This window comes from Dyadobacter sp. SG02 (genome assembly GCF_900109045.1).
Taxonomy (GTDB): domain Bacteria; phylum Bacteroidota; class Bacteroidia; order Cytophagales; family Spirosomataceae; genus Dyadobacter.
In genome coordinates, this window is sequence record NZ_FNYL01000025.1 from 24634 (window position 1) to 40839 (window position 16206).

14 protein-coding genes are annotated in these 16206 nt (G+C 51.5%); 10 read left to right on the forward strand and 4 right to left on the reverse strand.

Translation table 11 applies throughout. From position 1 onward, the window contains the following. The first annotated feature begins 2 nt into the window (after window positions 1-2). From BMW93_RS34500 to BMW93_RS34540, 9 genes are all read left to right on the forward strand, one after another. Window positions 3-1478 (forward strand): DUF4384 domain-containing protein, encoded by a 1476-nt coding sequence (locus BMW93_RS34500; RefSeq protein WP_090387299.1) that lies wholly within the window; start codon window positions 3-5, stop codon window positions 1476-1478. 75 nt (window positions 1479-1553) lie between these two features. After that, a complete protein-coding gene (locus BMW93_RS34505) occupies window positions 1554-2345 on the forward strand; it encodes a hypothetical protein (RefSeq protein WP_229241133.1) in 792 nt (263 codons plus the stop codon). A gap of 29 nt (window positions 2346-2374) precedes the next feature. After that, on the forward strand, window positions 2375-3634 hold the full coding sequence (locus BMW93_RS34510; protein ID WP_090387301.1) for a caspase family protein: 1260 nt from the start codon (window positions 2375-2377) through the stop codon (window positions 3632-3634). A 16-nt stretch (window positions 3635-3650) separates the two neighbouring features. Next, window positions 3651-5120, forward strand: a complete 1470-nt coding sequence (locus tag BMW93_RS34515; RefSeq protein ID WP_090387326.1) for a hypothetical protein — start codon at window positions 3651-3653, stop codon at window positions 5118-5120. Between the two features lie 88 nt (window positions 5121-5208). Then, window positions 5209-5820 carry an RNA polymerase sigma factor gene (locus BMW93_RS34520; protein ID WP_229241135.1) on the forward strand — a complete coding sequence of 204 codons (612 nt, stop codon included), beginning with the start codon at window positions 5209-5211 and terminating at the stop codon, window positions 5818-5820. A gap of 66 nt (window positions 5821-5886) precedes the next feature. Further along, complete coding sequence (locus tag BMW93_RS34525) at window positions 5887-6762, forward strand: anti-sigma factor (protein WP_090387304.1); 876 nt, start codon at window positions 5887-5889, stop codon at window positions 6760-6762. 26 nt (window positions 6763-6788) lie between these two features. Beyond that, a complete protein-coding gene (locus BMW93_RS34530; protein WP_090387306.1) occupies window positions 6789-8687 on the forward strand; it encodes a PKD domain-containing protein in 1899 nt (632 codons plus the stop codon). 198 nt (window positions 8688-8885) lie between these two features. Continuing rightward, the gene (locus tag BMW93_RS34535) at window positions 8886-9221 is read left to right on the forward strand and encodes a YciI family protein (RefSeq protein WP_090387308.1); all 336 of its coding nucleotides are present in this window, start codon (window positions 8886-8888) and stop codon (window positions 9219-9221) included. A gap of 9 nt (window positions 9222-9230) precedes the next feature. Beyond that, window positions 9231-10469: an RNA polymerase sigma factor gene (locus BMW93_RS34540; RefSeq protein WP_090387310.1), complete on the forward strand. Its 1239-nt coding sequence runs from the start codon at window positions 9231-9233 to the stop codon at window positions 10467-10469. Here the strand turns inward: BMW93_RS34540 and BMW93_RS34545 are convergent. The 3 genes from BMW93_RS34545 to BMW93_RS34555 all read right to left on the reverse strand — a co-directional run bounded on the left by BMW93_RS34545 (window position 10459) and on the right by BMW93_RS34555 (window position 14764). Then, window positions 10459-11268, reverse strand: a complete 810-nt coding sequence (locus tag BMW93_RS34545) for an alpha/beta fold hydrolase (protein WP_090387312.1) — start codon at window positions 11266-11268, stop codon at window positions 10459-10461. The two genes, BMW93_RS34540 and BMW93_RS34545, sit on opposite strands and share 11 nt — an antisense overlap. Before the next feature lie 119 nt (window positions 11269-11387). Further along, the gene (locus BMW93_RS34550; protein WP_090387315.1) at window positions 11388-13217 is read right to left on the reverse strand and encodes a cytochrome-c peroxidase; all 1830 of its coding nucleotides are present in this window, start codon (window positions 13215-13217) and stop codon (window positions 11388-11390) included. 77 nt (window positions 13218-13294) lie between these two features. Continuing rightward, window positions 13295-14764 carry a hypothetical protein gene (locus BMW93_RS34555; protein WP_090387328.1) on the reverse strand — a complete coding sequence of 490 codons (1470 nt, stop codon included), beginning with the start codon at window positions 14762-14764 and terminating at the stop codon, window positions 13295-13297. A gap of 200 nt (window positions 14765-14964) precedes the next feature. Between BMW93_RS34555 and bla the strand changes: the two genes are divergently transcribed. Then, window positions 14965-15852: a subclass B3 metallo-beta-lactamase gene (gene bla / locus BMW93_RS34560; protein WP_090387317.1), complete on the forward strand. Its 888-nt coding sequence runs from the start codon at window positions 14965-14967 to the stop codon at window positions 15850-15852. A 126-nt stretch (window positions 15853-15978) separates the two neighbouring features. On the opposite strand, the gene BMW93_RS34565 is transcribed toward bla, so the two are convergent. Then, window positions 15979-16206 (reverse strand): transposase (locus BMW93_RS34565; RefSeq protein ID WP_143061713.1); only part of this gene is annotated, 228 nt, incomplete at its 5' end.

The following is a 16206-nucleotide window of genomic DNA, read 5'->3' on the forward strand; positions in this document are numbered from 1 at the left end:
AAATGAGATCCTCCATTAAAATTGCCGCCTTGTCCATGCTAGCATGGGCCGCCCTTTCCCCAGCATCCGAATCGCTGGCACAAACCCGCCGGATGGGATTAAAAATGGACGACGCCAAATACCTTCGTCTGCCGCGGAAATCGTCCAATGTGAAACTGAAAGGCGCTTTGCCTGTATCGTACAACCTCCGTGAGCTCCTGCCCGAGATCGCCGACCAGGGCCTGGACGGAACATGCGTGGGATGGTCGGCCGCGTATTATATGCGTACGGCCATGGAAGCGGGCAAGCTTGGGTTGGGTGGCCAGCCGGCGAAGATCGCTGCGACGGCATTCTCGCCCAGCTGGTTGTACGGACAAGTTAAATCGGGTCTTGATAATAGCTGCGCGGAGGGTGTTTTCCTGGAAGATGCCCTGGAAGTGATGAAAACAAAGGGTACCGCGCTTTTGAGCTGCGCACCCGCAAATTGCGATGCCAAATATGACCAATGTGATGATGCGGCAGCCAACTACAAAATCGCAGACTATGCCACGCTTTTCAATCCGAAAGACAAGGATGCAACGCCCGGGCAACGTATCAATGCGATCAAATCGGCGCTCGTGGAGGGCAAAAATGCCGTACTGATCGGAATGATGGTACCGCCCTCGTTCATCGAGGAAGCGGCCCAGTTCTGGCAGGCCGCACCCGGAGAGAGCGTCGACAATACGGCTGGCGGCCACGCGATGGCAGTGGTGGGTTACGACGACAATATGAATGGCGGCTCATTCCTGATCGCCAACAGTTGGGGGAAAGCCTGGGGCAGCAATGGTTTCACATGGGCCAAATACGATGACCTTGTCCGGTTTACAAGAAATGCTTACCAGATTTTCCCCGAGCCCGCCGCCAAACCGCAACCGCAGGTAGTGACGCTCAAAGGCAATGTCGATTTCTCCATCAGCAACGGCGGAATGCCCGTTCATTCAACACTTTACAAAGGCATCCAGGTAACGCCGGACCAGCCAGACAGCAAAATTGAAATGATTACCTACAACATGAGCCAGCCCTATTCGTCGGGAACGCGGTTCAAGATGGTGATCAACAATTCCAAACAATCCTACGTGTATATCCTCGGCTCCGACCAGCAGAACCGTGTTTCGACGCTCTTTCCTTACAATTCCGAAGAAGTAATTACCAGTGCAATGGTACCTGCGAACAGCACCGTGCTGATGCCTTCCGCCAACGCGTCGTTCACGCTGGACGAGGTGAAGGGCGAAGATTATTTCGTGGTTTTCATTTCCCAAAACGAATTAAACCTCGACGAACTGGCCAATAAGGTAAAAAATGCAGAAGGGACGATCGTACAAAAGGCATATGCGGCATTAGGCGAAGAATTTATTTCTCCCAAAGAAATTGCCTACGATTCCGGCAAGATTGCCTATGAAGTAAAAGGTGATCCCAAGGGAAGCGTGGTGCCTGTTCTTGTAAAAATAGTACACCAATAAATAGCCTTCCCAAACCGGTAGCTAATACAAATTGCTTATTTTTAAATCAAAATATCACCATCAATCCTCTCCGTTTTGGACAAGTCATTCTCTACCAGTCAAAATGCAGGCAATAAAATCAGTTCTGGCAGAAATAATTTCATCCTGAAAGCATGCATAATGCCGGCTTTGATGGTGCTTTTTAACATTTTCTTTTCGTACGATGCCCACGCGCAGGACAAAATCATTCAGAAAAACGGAAAGGAAATCAAGGCGAAAGTTTTAGGTACCGATTCCCAATATATCCGGTACAAAAGGTATGATAATCCCAACGGTCCCGACTATTTTCTTTTCCGCACAGACGTTTCGAGAATCGAATATGAAAACGGAAAAACAGAACCTGTAATCCAATCCGAACCGGCGAGGCAGGAGCCTAAAAACCCGCCTGCCGACCGGGGTAACCTGGAACGCAAAATTTTGAAATACCAGAAAAGAAGCACCATGTTCCTCACCGCGGGCAGCGTAGCCATTGTGGCCGGCGCCATTACGATGGTGAAGCTGACAGGCGATTACGACAAGTACAAAAAGGCGATACAGGGCACTAACGACAGTTACACGGCCTGGTACCAGACGAATTATAAAACAGCGCCTCCGGCGAGCGATCTCCAAAAACAAGAGAGCTTTTCCGCATTCGGTTCGCCCGGCATTTATGTCGGCGCTGCGGCGCTGATCGGAGGCCTCGCGCTGGACCTGATCGGACTTAGAAATATGCAATTAGCTCAGAAAGCCCGTACCGAACTCGCTGGAAAACAGAAAGAACTTTCGTTGCAGCCATTCTACGATGCCTCGTACCAAACAACCGGCCTGAGGATTGCGCTTTCGTTTTAAGCCCCGCCCTATTATCCCTTTTTAATGTTATGAAGCACATTTTTACCCTCTTTGCACTTATCTGTTTGGCATTCTGTCACACGAAACCGGCTGTTGCAGGGAACACTTCCGCCGATACACTTTACTTGCGGACACGCGAAAAGAAGGTGGTGGAAATCAGAGAGGTTTATCCCGACCAGGTAAAATACAAATCTGTGAATGGAAGTAATCTCGTGACGGTGCCCGTGAAGGACATTGCCGAAATCGTTTATAACAACGGGATCAAGGACGTTTTCAATGCTTACAATACGACCGGGAAGCCGGAAATCAAATGGCTGAGCAATATTTCATACAGTGATAAATCAGAAGTAAGGCTGACTGCCTGCGTGGTAAATGAGGCCGAGAAAATCCAGATCGAGGTGAATGGGGCGCTGGCACCCGTGGCTACGCGGTCGTTCAAAACGGTGAAGGAAGAAGGCTGCTCGGGTGGTGTGCAGATTTCCCAGCAGATCGCATTGAAAGAAGGTAAGAATACCGTCCGGCTCATCGCGAGCAACGGATCGGGCGCGGCCCATTCGGAAACGCTTTCCATATTATATGAAAAAGCTAAAAAGCGCATCGCATTAGTGATCGGCAACTCGAAATATAAATCGGGCAGTGCGTTGCAAAACCCCGAAAACGACGCAAAGGCCATTTCGCAAAAGCTCACGGGACTTGGATTCACGGTAATAGAGCGAATTGACGCCAATCAGGGCGATTTGCGCGCGGCTGTGGCGCAATTTGGCAGTAGCGTGCAGAGCCAGGATTTCGAGGTGGCGTTGTTTTACTACGCGGGCCACGGCATTCAGGTGGCAGGTAGAAATTACCTGATGCCGGTCGATATCAGCCCGCAATCTGAAATGGAGCTGAAAGTACTGGCCATTTCGGCGGACGAAATCCTCGACCAGATGGCCGCAGTCGACGAAAACTCGCAGCGCACCAACATTATGATCCTCGACGCCTGCCGTGACAATCCGCTAAGCCGTACCTGGACGCGCAGCTCGGGTGCGAAAGGGCTCGCGGGCATGAGCGCGCCGCCGGGCACACTCATCACGTTTTCGACCAAGCCCGGCTCTACCGCCCTGGACGGCGACGGTAAAAACAGTCCTTACACTTCGGAACTGCTGAAAGCACTCGATGTGCCCGATCTGCGGCTGGAAGACATTTTCCGCACCGTGCGCGTACGCGTCATGGAACTGACGAACCGCCAACAGATCCCGATGGAAAACAGCCTGCTCACCCGTGAACTGATCCTGAACCGGACCAGGTAACATGATCCACCGCGCTATGAAACGGCTTCTGACCGTTCTGTTCTTCGTTTTACCGCTGCATTGCTCATTCGGGCAAGAGCTGAGCCCGTATTACAAGATCAAAGCGGCCGACCGTGTGAAACAGGTGCTGAAAGATTTCGAGTCGGCGTTCGGGCTGCTGACAAACCCGTATATCATTGACCCTGAGGAACGTGACGAGGCCAGCTATCGCATGCGCGCGAGCCTGCGCGACGACGCCCGCTTCGAAAACGACCTTATTCCCGACCATAAGGGCACCAAAACGATCGATTTCAACGAATACGAGCGCATTGCTTTCATCAGCTATAAAAAGAGTGGCCTGACCTACCACATCGACTGGGAAGAAGCGGAATTTAAGGCAATTCCGGAAGGTTACCTGGTATTGTTTTACGGTTCAAAGTCGCTTTTCGGCAACTACCAGGGGCAAAAGCGGTTACAAATTGAGAATGTACCTTGTCGCGCGGGGGTATTTATCAAAATCACCGACAATCAGGTAACCGAAGCCAGGATCGGCTTCATGGACACTGACCTGAAAGCCAAAGGCAAAAGCATTGTCTCTCTCACCGACCAACGTAACCCTCTCGAATTCATCACCTTACCAGAAGTAATCGATAAACTGTCGGGCCAGGTTGTGCGCGCCATTCCTAAAAACGGCGTAAGGAAGCTGGCTATCGAGGAGGTCACATTTCAGGGGCTGGGCGTTTCCAATGATTTTTCCAAACAACTCACCGGCACATTGAAATCGGCCCTCACGCGTCTGAGCGGCGATATTCAGGTTGGATTAAGCACCACACGCAGCCTGGAAATGTTGCTGAAACTGAAAGGCGGCTATCAGAAGACCGGTAACTTCCTGCAAATCGGCGTGCAGCTGTTTGACGGGTACGACCAGCCGGTGGGCAGCGAGATTTTTGCCGAGATATTGCTCCTCAATATTCCCAACGCGGAAATAGAGCCCGCGGAACATCTCGTGCGTGAGGCGCAGCGCCTGCGCGAGATCACCGAAAAAAAGACTACACGCGAGGACACGCCCGATGCCGCTACCCTGCTGCTCGAAGTGAGCACCGATAAAGGATATGGGCCACAATCCTACCGCGAAGGAGATATTATGAGGTTGAAGGTAAGGGCCAACAAACCTTGCACGGTTCGGATGATCTATCAGGATGCCGCCAAGAATATCGTACGGTTACGCAACGACGATTTCCGGATCGCGGCCGATGCCGTGGGCAAATGGATTGACATACCCGAGAAATTCGAATGCGCGGCCCCATTTGGATTTGAAATGCTCCTTGCCTACGCCACCGAGGGCAATTTTAAACCCATTGAAAAAACAAAGGAGCAAAATGGCTTTACATTTATCCTCGACGACTTAAAAAGCGTCGTGGATATTACCGCCGCATATAATGGTAGGGAAAAGGTTGCAAAATGCACTATTCCGATCACGACACAAGCGAAAAGAAAGCTGTTTTAAGTTAATGAATGAAATGAAGTTAATGTCAATTTGAATGACAGATTCCTGCAAACGTTATCGTGATTCTGATTTAATATTTTACAATGAATTGCTCCATGAAAAAAATGAAGCATTTTCTTGTTTGTACCTGCAAACCTATCAGCAATGCATTCCCTATGTACTGAAACGGGGCAGCAATCAGGAACAGGCGGAGGATCTGTTACAGGAATGCCTGGCCATTTTTGTGAGCAAAGTGCGGGACGGCAGCTATGTTTACCAGGAGGGAACGCGCATTACCACCTATTTTCACCGGATTTACATCAACCAATGGAAAAAAAGCCTCGAACAACTCACGCGACGCGGGGAAGTAAGGCTCGAAACACGACTTACGGCGGATAATGACGACGATGAACCATACCGGGGCACGACCGGCGGCTCGTTCAGGATCGCTGGGGTGGACGATGACGGCAACGCCTTTTCCACCGATCTCCCCGACGCCGTTTCGCAGGCCTACGACGAGGACGAGCGCAGCTGGATATTCAAAAAACTCGACCGGGCGTTTCAACTCCTGGCCGAGGACTGCCGGAAAGTACTGAAATGGTTTTACGTAGAAGACCGCTCATTGCGCGACATTGCCGGTGAACTGGGCATGACCGAGGCCTCGGCTACGGTAAAACGCTTTAAATGCGCCAAATACCTGAAAGAGAAATTTCATTTGTAATGATAAGAATCGGCGGAAACGCGTATCAATCTTTAAGTATCACCAGCGAATCTCGATTTTGAACATATGGAATTATCGGAAGAAACCTTTCACGAAATCCACCAGTACCTGAGCGGACAGGGTACGCCGGATGATCGGGCGGCATTCGAAAACCGGATGAATGCCGACAAAGAACTGACAGAAGAGGTAGCCTCCCAGCGCAGGATCCGCAACGGATTGAAAGCGAATGAATACAAGGCGCTTTTCAAAGACATTCATGCCCAACTGAAAAGCGAAGGCGCATTACCGGATAACCCTCAACCTGAAAACGACGATGTGAAGGTGGTACCGCTCGCACCCCATAGTCCGAAAGAAAATGCGCGCTGGCGATACCTGGCAGCTGCGGCAAGTGTGTTGATTGCCGTCGGACTGGTTTGGTATTTCAATTCCGGCCCGAAAAGCACCGAGGTAGCTTCCGATACGCCCGAAACGCCGGTCGTAAAAGACACTGCCACGCAAGTACTTCCGGAAGAGCGGCCAGATACCACCAAAACCAACGCACCCGTACAGCAGCCCGCCCAACCAGCTCCTGCGCGTGTGAATGCGAGCGAGTTCTTCGCCACCTATTTCGATCCGAATGCGACGCTAGAAAGCCCTTTTTCCCAGGAAAAACTCGGTGTAAGCCCCTCTGCCATTGCGCAATGGCGCTCGGACACTGCCCGTGTACAGCAGGGTATCCGTTATCTTGCCAAACAGAACGCCGCGCTGGCTTTGCAAGAATTCGACCAGGTTGAAACGAGCCGTTTCCAGCAGTTGAAAGGCACGGCAAACTGGTACAAGGCCCTCGCCTATTTGCAGCAAAACGACCTGAAAAACTGCGAAGCGCAGCTGAAAAAGGTCATTGCAGATCCTGAAAATACCTATCATAAACAGGCCGGGAAACTACTCGCCAAAATCCAATAGCCATTAATTACCTCCACCGATATTCAATGAAACGATTTATAATTTACATGCTCCTTGCATCGGCCGCCATCAGCTGCCACATCGATATGCCGTCGAAGCCGGTAGCAAAGTTCAGTTTCACGCCGGAAAACGGCTGCCAGGCGCCTTGCGAAGTCACATTTACGAGCGAATCGGAGAATGCAATAGGTTTGCAATGGGATTTTAATGATGGAAGTCCATTGCTAACAGGTAATCCGGTTAAACATGAATTTACAGCCGGCAAAATCTACGAGGTAAAACTCATGGCGCGGGGCGTTGACGGTGGTACCAGCGGAGAAACCCGCTCGGTTAAGATCGATGCCCCGGCCGCTTCTACACCGGAGGCGGATTTTAAATACACCATTACCAACGACAGCATTGCTCCCGCGACGGTGACATTTAATAACCAGTCCAAAAATGCGACTACCTATCAATGGGATTTCGGCGATACGGGCTCAGCCACCAACACAAGCACCGAACAAAACCCCGTTCACACCTATTTAAATGCAGGCAGCTACACGGTGACGCTGACGGTAAAGAATGATCAGAATGTGACTGATACCCAAACTTATACCATTGTGATCAAAACGCTGGCTCCGAGCGTCGATGCCATCAGCATTTCGGGAGGGAGCAACTTTACGACAGACATTATCGTAGACAACAGCGGTAATATCTTCGTGTGCGGCGAAGCTGCGGGCACGGTCCAGTTCAGTAGTAGCATTTCGAAACAATCGCAACCCGGTTCTACTGATTTCTTTGTGGCCAAATATAACAGCTCCATGCAATGCCTTTGGGCCGTGGTGGCCGGTAGCAACGGTGACGACCACGCAAACGGGCTTGCGCTCGATGCCAGCGGTAATGTGTACGTAACGGGCTTCCTGGGTGGCGCGCTCGTCGGGGGAGGCACATCGCCAAAAGGTGGCCTGGATGGCTTTGCGGCGAAATTCAACGCGCAAAACGGCAATCGCGAATGGATCAAGACATTTGGCGGACCAGGCGAAGACCAGGGACGCTCGATCGGCTATTTTAATAACAAAATATACCTGACGGGCTTCTTCACCGGTAACTCACAGACGTCCAACGTCGATTTTGGCGGAAATGCATTGTTAGCCAACGGCATGGATGGCTTTCTCGCGTTCGTGGACGCGTCGACAGGTGACCTTGGTCAGCCGACGATCCTCGGAGGCGCCGACGCCCAGCGCCCGGAGGATATGTTCGTCGATACGGAAGGTAATGCCTACATCACGGGCGGTTTCGCTGGTTCCATTGCATTCCCGTCCATTGCCCCGGCATTGACATCCGCAGGCGGAAACGATGTATTCGTTGCCAAATGGGCCGCGAATACCAGTCAGTTCCAATGGGCAAAAAAGACGGGTTCGGGCGTTGATGAATATGCTTACGATATTGTGGCAGACGCTTCGAAAAATGTGTACGTCACAGGCATGCACCAGGCTAATTTGGACGAACTAAACCTGCCGACTTCGGCATTCCAAAACGTTTACCTCGGCCAATGGAATGCAAACGGTGACGTTCAGAAAGGGGTTAACGGCTTCAATGAACTCAAAGACGATTTTCACGGTGGCCTGGCGGTAACCTCCGACGGTACCATTCTGATAGCTGGAACTTACGAAAGCAACGGGCGGTTCCCGATAGCAACCGGTACGCAACTGACAACCGACGGCGGCAAGGATATCATCATCGCAGCGGTGAGCGCCGGGCAACTGAACCCCACCGGCTTCGCCAAAACGGGCGGCGGACCCGGAGACGACCGGGTAAACAGAATTTACGCCGCGTCAGGTTATGTTTACGCCACAGGCTGGTTTGAGGGGAATGCCAAATTCAACGACGTTCCATTGACCGGCACATCGACAGTCAAAAATACCTTCATCGTCCGCTACCAGCTTTAAAATACATGCTATTTGAAACTATAAAAAAGAGCAGACGAACCGCCTGCTCTTTTGTTTTTGGATGTGAAGCCGTTGCTTACACTTGACATGGTGTAGACGATCGTCTTGCGTTTTTGTTACAATCCGTTTTATTTCAAATCGCATTGTCCCCGTCCGAACCGCAGGATCGTCACAGGGTAAATCAAATCATTGTGTATCATGAAAGAATTCGCATTAATCTTCCGGCTTAACAATCAGACCGACTTCCGACCCACGCCCGAGCAGATACAGGAGCGCATGAACTGGCTTGCCGGTATCGCGGCGCAGAACAAACTCGCCGACAAAGGCAACACCCTATCCAATGAAAGCGCCAAAACCGTGTATGCCGACAATGTCGTGACCGACGGCCCGTTTACCGAAATCAAGGAATTCGTCAGCGGCTATGTCATAGTCAGGACCGAGACGATCGAAGAAGCCGTCGAGCTCGCGAAGGCCAACCCGATTTTTAAAATCGGCGGGAATATCGAGGTGAGGGAAATCGTACAGCGCAAATAATTTTTAGAAATGACTGAAAAAACCGAAATACTGCCCGGACTTTTCAGAAAAGAGTATACCAAAATGACGGCGGTCTTGTGCCGTCATTTTGGGTTAAAACATATTGAAATCGCCGAAGATATCGTGAGCGAGACGTTCCTGAAAGCTTCCGAAACCTGGCCCTCGCAAGGCATACCGGAGAACCCGACGGCCTGGTTGTACACCGTGGCGAGGAACAAAACGAAGGATTACCTCAAACATACCCGCATTTTCGAAACGCAAGTCTCTCCCACCCTGTTGCGCGGCCCTGACCACGCGGAACCGGCATTCGACTTCACCACCGAAACAATCGCCGACAGCCAGCTCGCGATGATATTCGCCGTCTGCAACCCCGCCAATTCGCCCGAAAGCCAGATCAGCCTGGCATTGCAAATCCTCTGCGGTTTCAGTATTGCCGAAATCGCCGACGCGTTTCTTGCCAAACCGGAGGCGATTAAGAAACGCCTCTTGCGGGCACGTACCAACCTGCGCAACGACCAGTTTCAAATAGGTACTTTACAGCCTGCCGACGTTCAGGCGCGCCTCGACGTGGTACTCCGAACGATTTACCTGCTGTTCAATGAGGGATATTTTTCCAAATCCGGCAACATCCTCATACGCAAGGACCTGTGCGCGGAGGCGATGCGCCTCACGCTCATGCTCGCGGACAACCCGCTCACCAATGCGCGCCAGGTGGAAGCCCTGCTTGCCCTGATGTGCTACCAAAGTTCCAGGTTCGAAGCGCGGCTGAACGACAACGGCCATACCATTCTGTTCGAAGCACAAGACCAAAGTCTGTGGGACCAGGAGCAGATCGACCGCGGACATTATTACCTCGTCAACGCCTGCTCGGGGAATGCGGTTTCCAAATACCACATCGAAGCCGGTATTGCCTACTGGCATACCACACCACCCGAAACGGCGAAATGGGCTCATATCCTGCATTTATACAACCAGCTGATCGTCATCGAATACTCAGCTGCGACGGCGCTTAACCGGACATTTGCATTCGCCAAAGTGTATGGTCACGAAGCCGGACTGGCGGAAGCCGAAAAGCTCGGACTGGTAGGCAACACCTACTACCACGCATTACTCGGCTACCTTTACGCCCCCGTTTCCGTTCCAAAAGCCGCGGAACATTACCGCCGGGCGCTCGACCTCGCCAAATCTCCCGCCGAGATTCAAACTTTGGAATCCGAATACGCACGACTGGCAGGTATTACGCCGTGATTTTTGCTTCCAACACCCCATCGATCACCTCGTCGAGCGCCTCGTTCAACGCCTTCGGCGATTCGAGCATCGGGTAATGGCACGTACCGGCAATCTCGATCAATGCATAGCCATTCACGGCATTCTTCTTCAGAGCCTCCACGTTGGTCGGCATATAGTTGACATTGATCAGGTTCATTTTGGGTTTCAATAAAGGCAAAACTTCCCGTTCGATCTGATCCATTATAAAAAATTGAGGCAAAGTCTGCCGGCCCATCGGTTCGTAGGAATTGCGGAACGCGCTCACCACCTTGTCGGTAATCCATTGCGGCGTACCAGCCGTAAATAGTGCCATCCGGGCGTAATGCTCATTAGTATCGGCATAGGCCTTTTTGGAGCTTTCGATGATCTCCGTGACCTGGCTGTCGTATTCAGGAGGAAGTGGTGTTGCAAGGTTTTTGAAATTATCGACTGCAATGAAGCCGATAACTGGTTCGGGAAAGGCGGTGGCGGCCATCAGGATCAGGTTTGCGCCAAGCGAATGTCCTATCAGGACCACGTCGTCGAGTCGCAATTCTTTGATGAGGTTAACGACATCCTCTGCCATGCCTCGAAGCGTCCATTCCTCCCGGTTCGTTCCCGATTCGCCGTGGCCGGCCAGGTCCATCGTCACGACTTTGTATTTCTCTTTGAAAAAAGAAACCTGCTCTTTCCAATAGGTCTGGTCGATGAAAGAGCCGTGGACGAAAAGCAACGTAGCGGGGCCGCTGCCATACACATTGTAACTGATCGGCGTACCATTGCTGATGATCGTGTTCATAGGGTTGTTGTTTGAAGTGAATATTAATTTCACTTCAAAGAAATCGCACCAGAATGACAACCTATTGTCAGTAATGTTTTAAAAAATTGAATGTAAAACGTTGGTCGTTTAAATTGTCGTTACAATATTTTCATAAATGCTACAAGCGCCTTTTTTTCTGAATCTTTCAAATCGAGTTTATCAAACGGCAATGTCTGGTTTTCCAGGTTAAACCCTAAACCATTCCCGCCACCACGATCGTAGAAATCGACGACTTCTTCCAGTGTCTTGAAAACACCATTGTGCATATACGGTGCGGTGAGCGCGACGTGGCGAATAGTGGGTGTTTTGAATGCGTAACGGTGCGGCTCGCGTTTGGTGAGTACAAATTTGCCAACGTCCGGGTCGACGGTCTTTCCCTCGGCAGTTGCCGGGGTGCCGAGTACTTCGCTTTCGGTTTCGAGGTAGGCAGGCGGCACGGTGCCGTTGAAAAGCGGGAAGAAATGACAGGTAGCGCATTTGGCTTTCCCCATAAAAAGGTTAAAACCGGCCTTTTCCTCGACGGTCAATGCATTCCCGGAACCGCGGAAATGTCGGTCGAGGCGCGAATCGAGAGAGGAAAGCGAGCGGATGTAGCTGGCGATGGCGTTTTTGAGGTTGCTTTCGGTTACGCCGTCGGAATAGGTTTTTTCAAAAAGGCGACGGGATTCGTCCTGCTTGCGGAGCGCCGCCACGGCGTCGGGTAGCGAGCCGTGCATTTCCTCGGGGTTGCGGATGACGTCGCTGGCCTGGTCTTCGAGAAAGGTTACGCGCGAGTCGGCGAACTGAGCTGCCTGAAATGAGGCATTGAGCAAAGTAGGCGCATTGCGGCTGATCCGAATGCCATTGAAACCGATCGCGAAACTCTTTGGCTCACCATCGGTAAATGCTTTATCGGGCTGGTGGCAGGTAGCACACGTACGGCCCGAATTATTGGATAGTATTGGATTGAAAAACAGCATTTTACCCAATGCAACGCGTTGCGAGGTCATAGTCTGCTCTTCAAAGTTGACGAAGTAATCAGCATTGAAAACGCCTGAATCCGTAAGCGTACGCGCGGACGGGGACAGTAATCTTTTTTCGGCAAAAACAGGAATACCCAGCGCCTTCTGCGCATCGAGCAACCGGCTGCTGAGCGGATTCGCATATTCCTTAATAAATTCCAGCCCGTCGAACGCATTGAAATCCCGCGACTTGCGCACGTACGCGATGGCCGCATTGAAGGCACTGTCGAGCCGGATGGCCAGCCCATTGTCCGCACTTTGGGAAGTATAATGTGTCAGCTGCTGCTGCACACTGCCAAGCGCCGAGGCGACCTCGGGCAGAGAGTGAAATGCAACGGGCGAATCGAACCCGGTGATACCCATCGACACCACCCGGAAAACTTCGAGTCGCATAGCATCGAATATATGACTGTCTGTCAATTCATTAGTCTCTGAAATCTTGCGCAGGCGGTTCACATTGGCACGGATGACGTTGGCGGCGTGCAGCATGTCGGGATAAGCATCCGTAGCGACCTCGGGAAACACCATTTCTTCCAGAACCTGAAAACCCTGGGGCTCGTTCACGCGCAGGTCGTCGTCCACTTCGGGGATATTGGGGCCGTTGAGGGCGCGGGTGGTTTCGGGACTGTAATAGGCGGAGATGAATTCGACGCGCTTGTAGGCAATGCGGGCGCGTCGGAAAGATGCCTGAATGGCTGCCGGACGTTTCGCGCGGATATCGGCCTGCAAGCGGCTCACGGCACTGTCGAATGCGGTGATATTCTGCATGAAAGTCCGTTTTACCCCTTCTGCGGGGGATACCTCCGGGCGTGTGAGCCACCAGATCAGGCATACGACCAGCGGGATGACGATGATCAGGAATAGGGAAAATAGCAGCCTCCTGTGGCGGTAAATGAATGAATTGGGGTTACGTTCGAATTTCAGCATGGTGCAGGAACGGGTATTGATGCAAAAGGAAAACTCCTGGCCCGAAAATTCCGGCCAGGAGTCTGAAAACTATGTAATTAACGAGGCAGACCTTCAATGAGGATCAGCTGACTGGCCTGGTTCTCCGATTTCCGGACCGAGCCGCCATCGACTCCCTTATATTTATCACCGCGCCATGTGTGCGCCTGAATGCCGAGCATGAATGTGTTGGGACGGCCGGTAACATCCGACACGTCGATCATCCCGCTGCTTTCCCATGAACCGAATGTAGACGTACCGCCCACATTGTATTTGGCCGCATCAGCCTCGGTACGACGGTGGTCGATTTCCAGTACAGGAGTGAGTTTTTTAGTATTGAGATTGAATTGGTATACATAACCATCATGCTTTTCGTCGCCGTAACCGTTCGGGTCTTCCATGATGTAGACGTAGTCGAACGTCGCGCAAACGTTGTCCGGGTTCTGGAATGTTTTGGCGATACCGGTACGGTCGTCGCCGTCGATCAATACTTCCAGTTTGCCTTTGAGCGGATCATTCGCGTCGAGTACCACGCGGTAAATGCGGCCGTATTTCGAACGTGAATAATCGGCATTAACACCGCTGTTATCCTGGCCCGTTACAGCGAAAATTACCTCGCGGCCTTGTGCGGCTCCGCCCTTACGATAATCCACATCTTCCACGCGTCCGAATTTAATAGCTTTCAGATCATTCACTTTTCCGTTGATCTGCGCTCCCGTCAAGGTCTTGTGGTTATCGATTTTGACAAACTCCACATCATAGGCCGAGCCCGGCTTCATATCCATTTCCTTCTGATTATTGTCGGCACGTTTCATCATGTAAAGCGAGCCGTTGTCGAGGTCACCCACGGTATTCGACAAATACATGGCCACCTGGCCTGCATTCACATCCGAATCGTCGTCGCCGATCACGATCACGGTTTTGCCCGGATAGGCAGTTTTAGGAAGCGGAACAGCATTTTCAGCGCTCCAACGGCCAAGACCAGCTACCTCGCGGGAGATATTCGCCTGGCTTACATTCGCATCCACGTTCAGCGCGTGCGTACGTGATTCCTGTCCGCTTTCACCCGAAGTAAGGAAAACAGGGCCAAAACCATGCTCGGCAGGCGTTACCAATGTAGCCGAACACAAACGCCAGGTCCCCCCGTCGGAATTGAGCACGTATTCCCCTTTTACAGGCTTGAAACCTTTGTCGAGCGTAATGCGCGATACGGCGAAATTGTCTTCATTGTTTACCAGGATCGTATAGTTGCCATCGGCATTCTGGAAAAGGCCGGCACCATCTGCCGATCCACCGAAAACGTAGGCGGGAGATTGTTCGAGTTGATCGTCGCTGCTCAGGAGTGAATAAAGGTTTACGGTATTGGCCGCAACACGTCCGGAAGTAGCACCTGGAAGCAATTTGGCCAAAACAGGTGTTACCGAGCGGTTTTGCAGGGTAATGTCCGGGCTGTTCGGATCGCGGTGGTCCGTACATGCGCCAAGCGCGAGCAAGCCGGCCAATGCGGAGTAAGTAAATAAAGGCTTCATGGTGAATGTAAACTGATTAAGTGAATAGTAGCACAAAGAACAGCCATTCACTTTTCGCGGAGTTTATGCATTTATTATCAGTTTGTTAAGATGGCGCTATTTGACCGGCGATGGCCTGCGGCTGAACATAGATCATGGTCGCCGCGGGTTGCATTACCGCCCCCTCCCGTCTATCTTTGCCCGCTTACCATCCATCTCCTATGCCAAAGCTTCAAAAAACACTCTTAACAACACTTCTTGCTGGTGCATTGCTCGCCCCTTTCGCATCCGAGGCACAAACCAAAACCTACAAACCGCCCTTCGTCCAGGCCGAATGGTCGAAAGACTACCGCCCTTTCCGCATTGCCGGTAACCTGTATTACGTAGGCACTTACGACCTGGCCTGCTACCTCATTGCCACGCCCAAGGGCCATATATTGATCAACACCGGCCTCGAAGAGTCGGTACCGCTTATCCGCAAGCATGTGCAGGCACTGGGTTTCAAATTCGAAGACATTAAAATACTGCTTGCCACACACGCGCATTACGACCATGTGGCGGGAATGGCGGCTATTAAAAAAGCTACCGGTGCCAAATTGATGATCCAGGAAAAAGATGCCAAAGCCATGGCCGACGGCGGTGCTTCCGATTACGCATTAGGCAGCCATGGCGAGAGTTTCGAACCCGTGCAGGCCGATCAGTTGCTGAAAAACGGGGAAATTGTCAAACTGGGCACGATGCAGGTAAAACTCTTACACCATCCCGGCCATACGCCCGGCGCGAGCAGTTTTTCATTCACGGTAAGGGACGAAAAACGTGCTTACAAAGTACTGATCGCCAATATGCCGAGCATTCTGGACGAGACGAAATTGTCGGGCATGCCCGGTTACCCCGAGGTTGGGAAGGATTATGCCAAAACGCTGGCCATTATGAAGAACGAACAGTTCGATATCTGGCTCTCGTCGCACGCAAGCCAGTTTGACCTGCACGAAAAACATAAACCAACCGACCCATACCGCCCGGAAGCATTTTTTGACAGAGCAGGATACGACAAATCCCTGGCCGAGCTAAAAAAGCGCTACGATGAAAAAATCAAACTCCCACGATAATTTTATTCGAGCCCGTCTCAAATCATTTTTGGGACGGGCTTCTGTTTTAAATGGTTTACAAACGTGTTTTCCGATTGGTATAAGATTTTAGCGGCATGGGCAGTTCCTGAGCTAGATCAAGCCTATCTAAGCTGCCTTCTTCCTGATATTCTGTGCTATCGCAATCAATCCCCATTCGATCTCAACCTTTTGCTTGCCACGGAGCATGAACCGGCGAAAGTTGTGGTTATGCTTGATATTGCCGAAGACAGGTTCGACATCAAAGCACCGCTTTTTTCGTTTCTGGATTCCCTCTTCACTTTTCAGTAACTCGTCTGCCTGCTGTTTATGTCTTTCCAGGTCCACATTTACTTG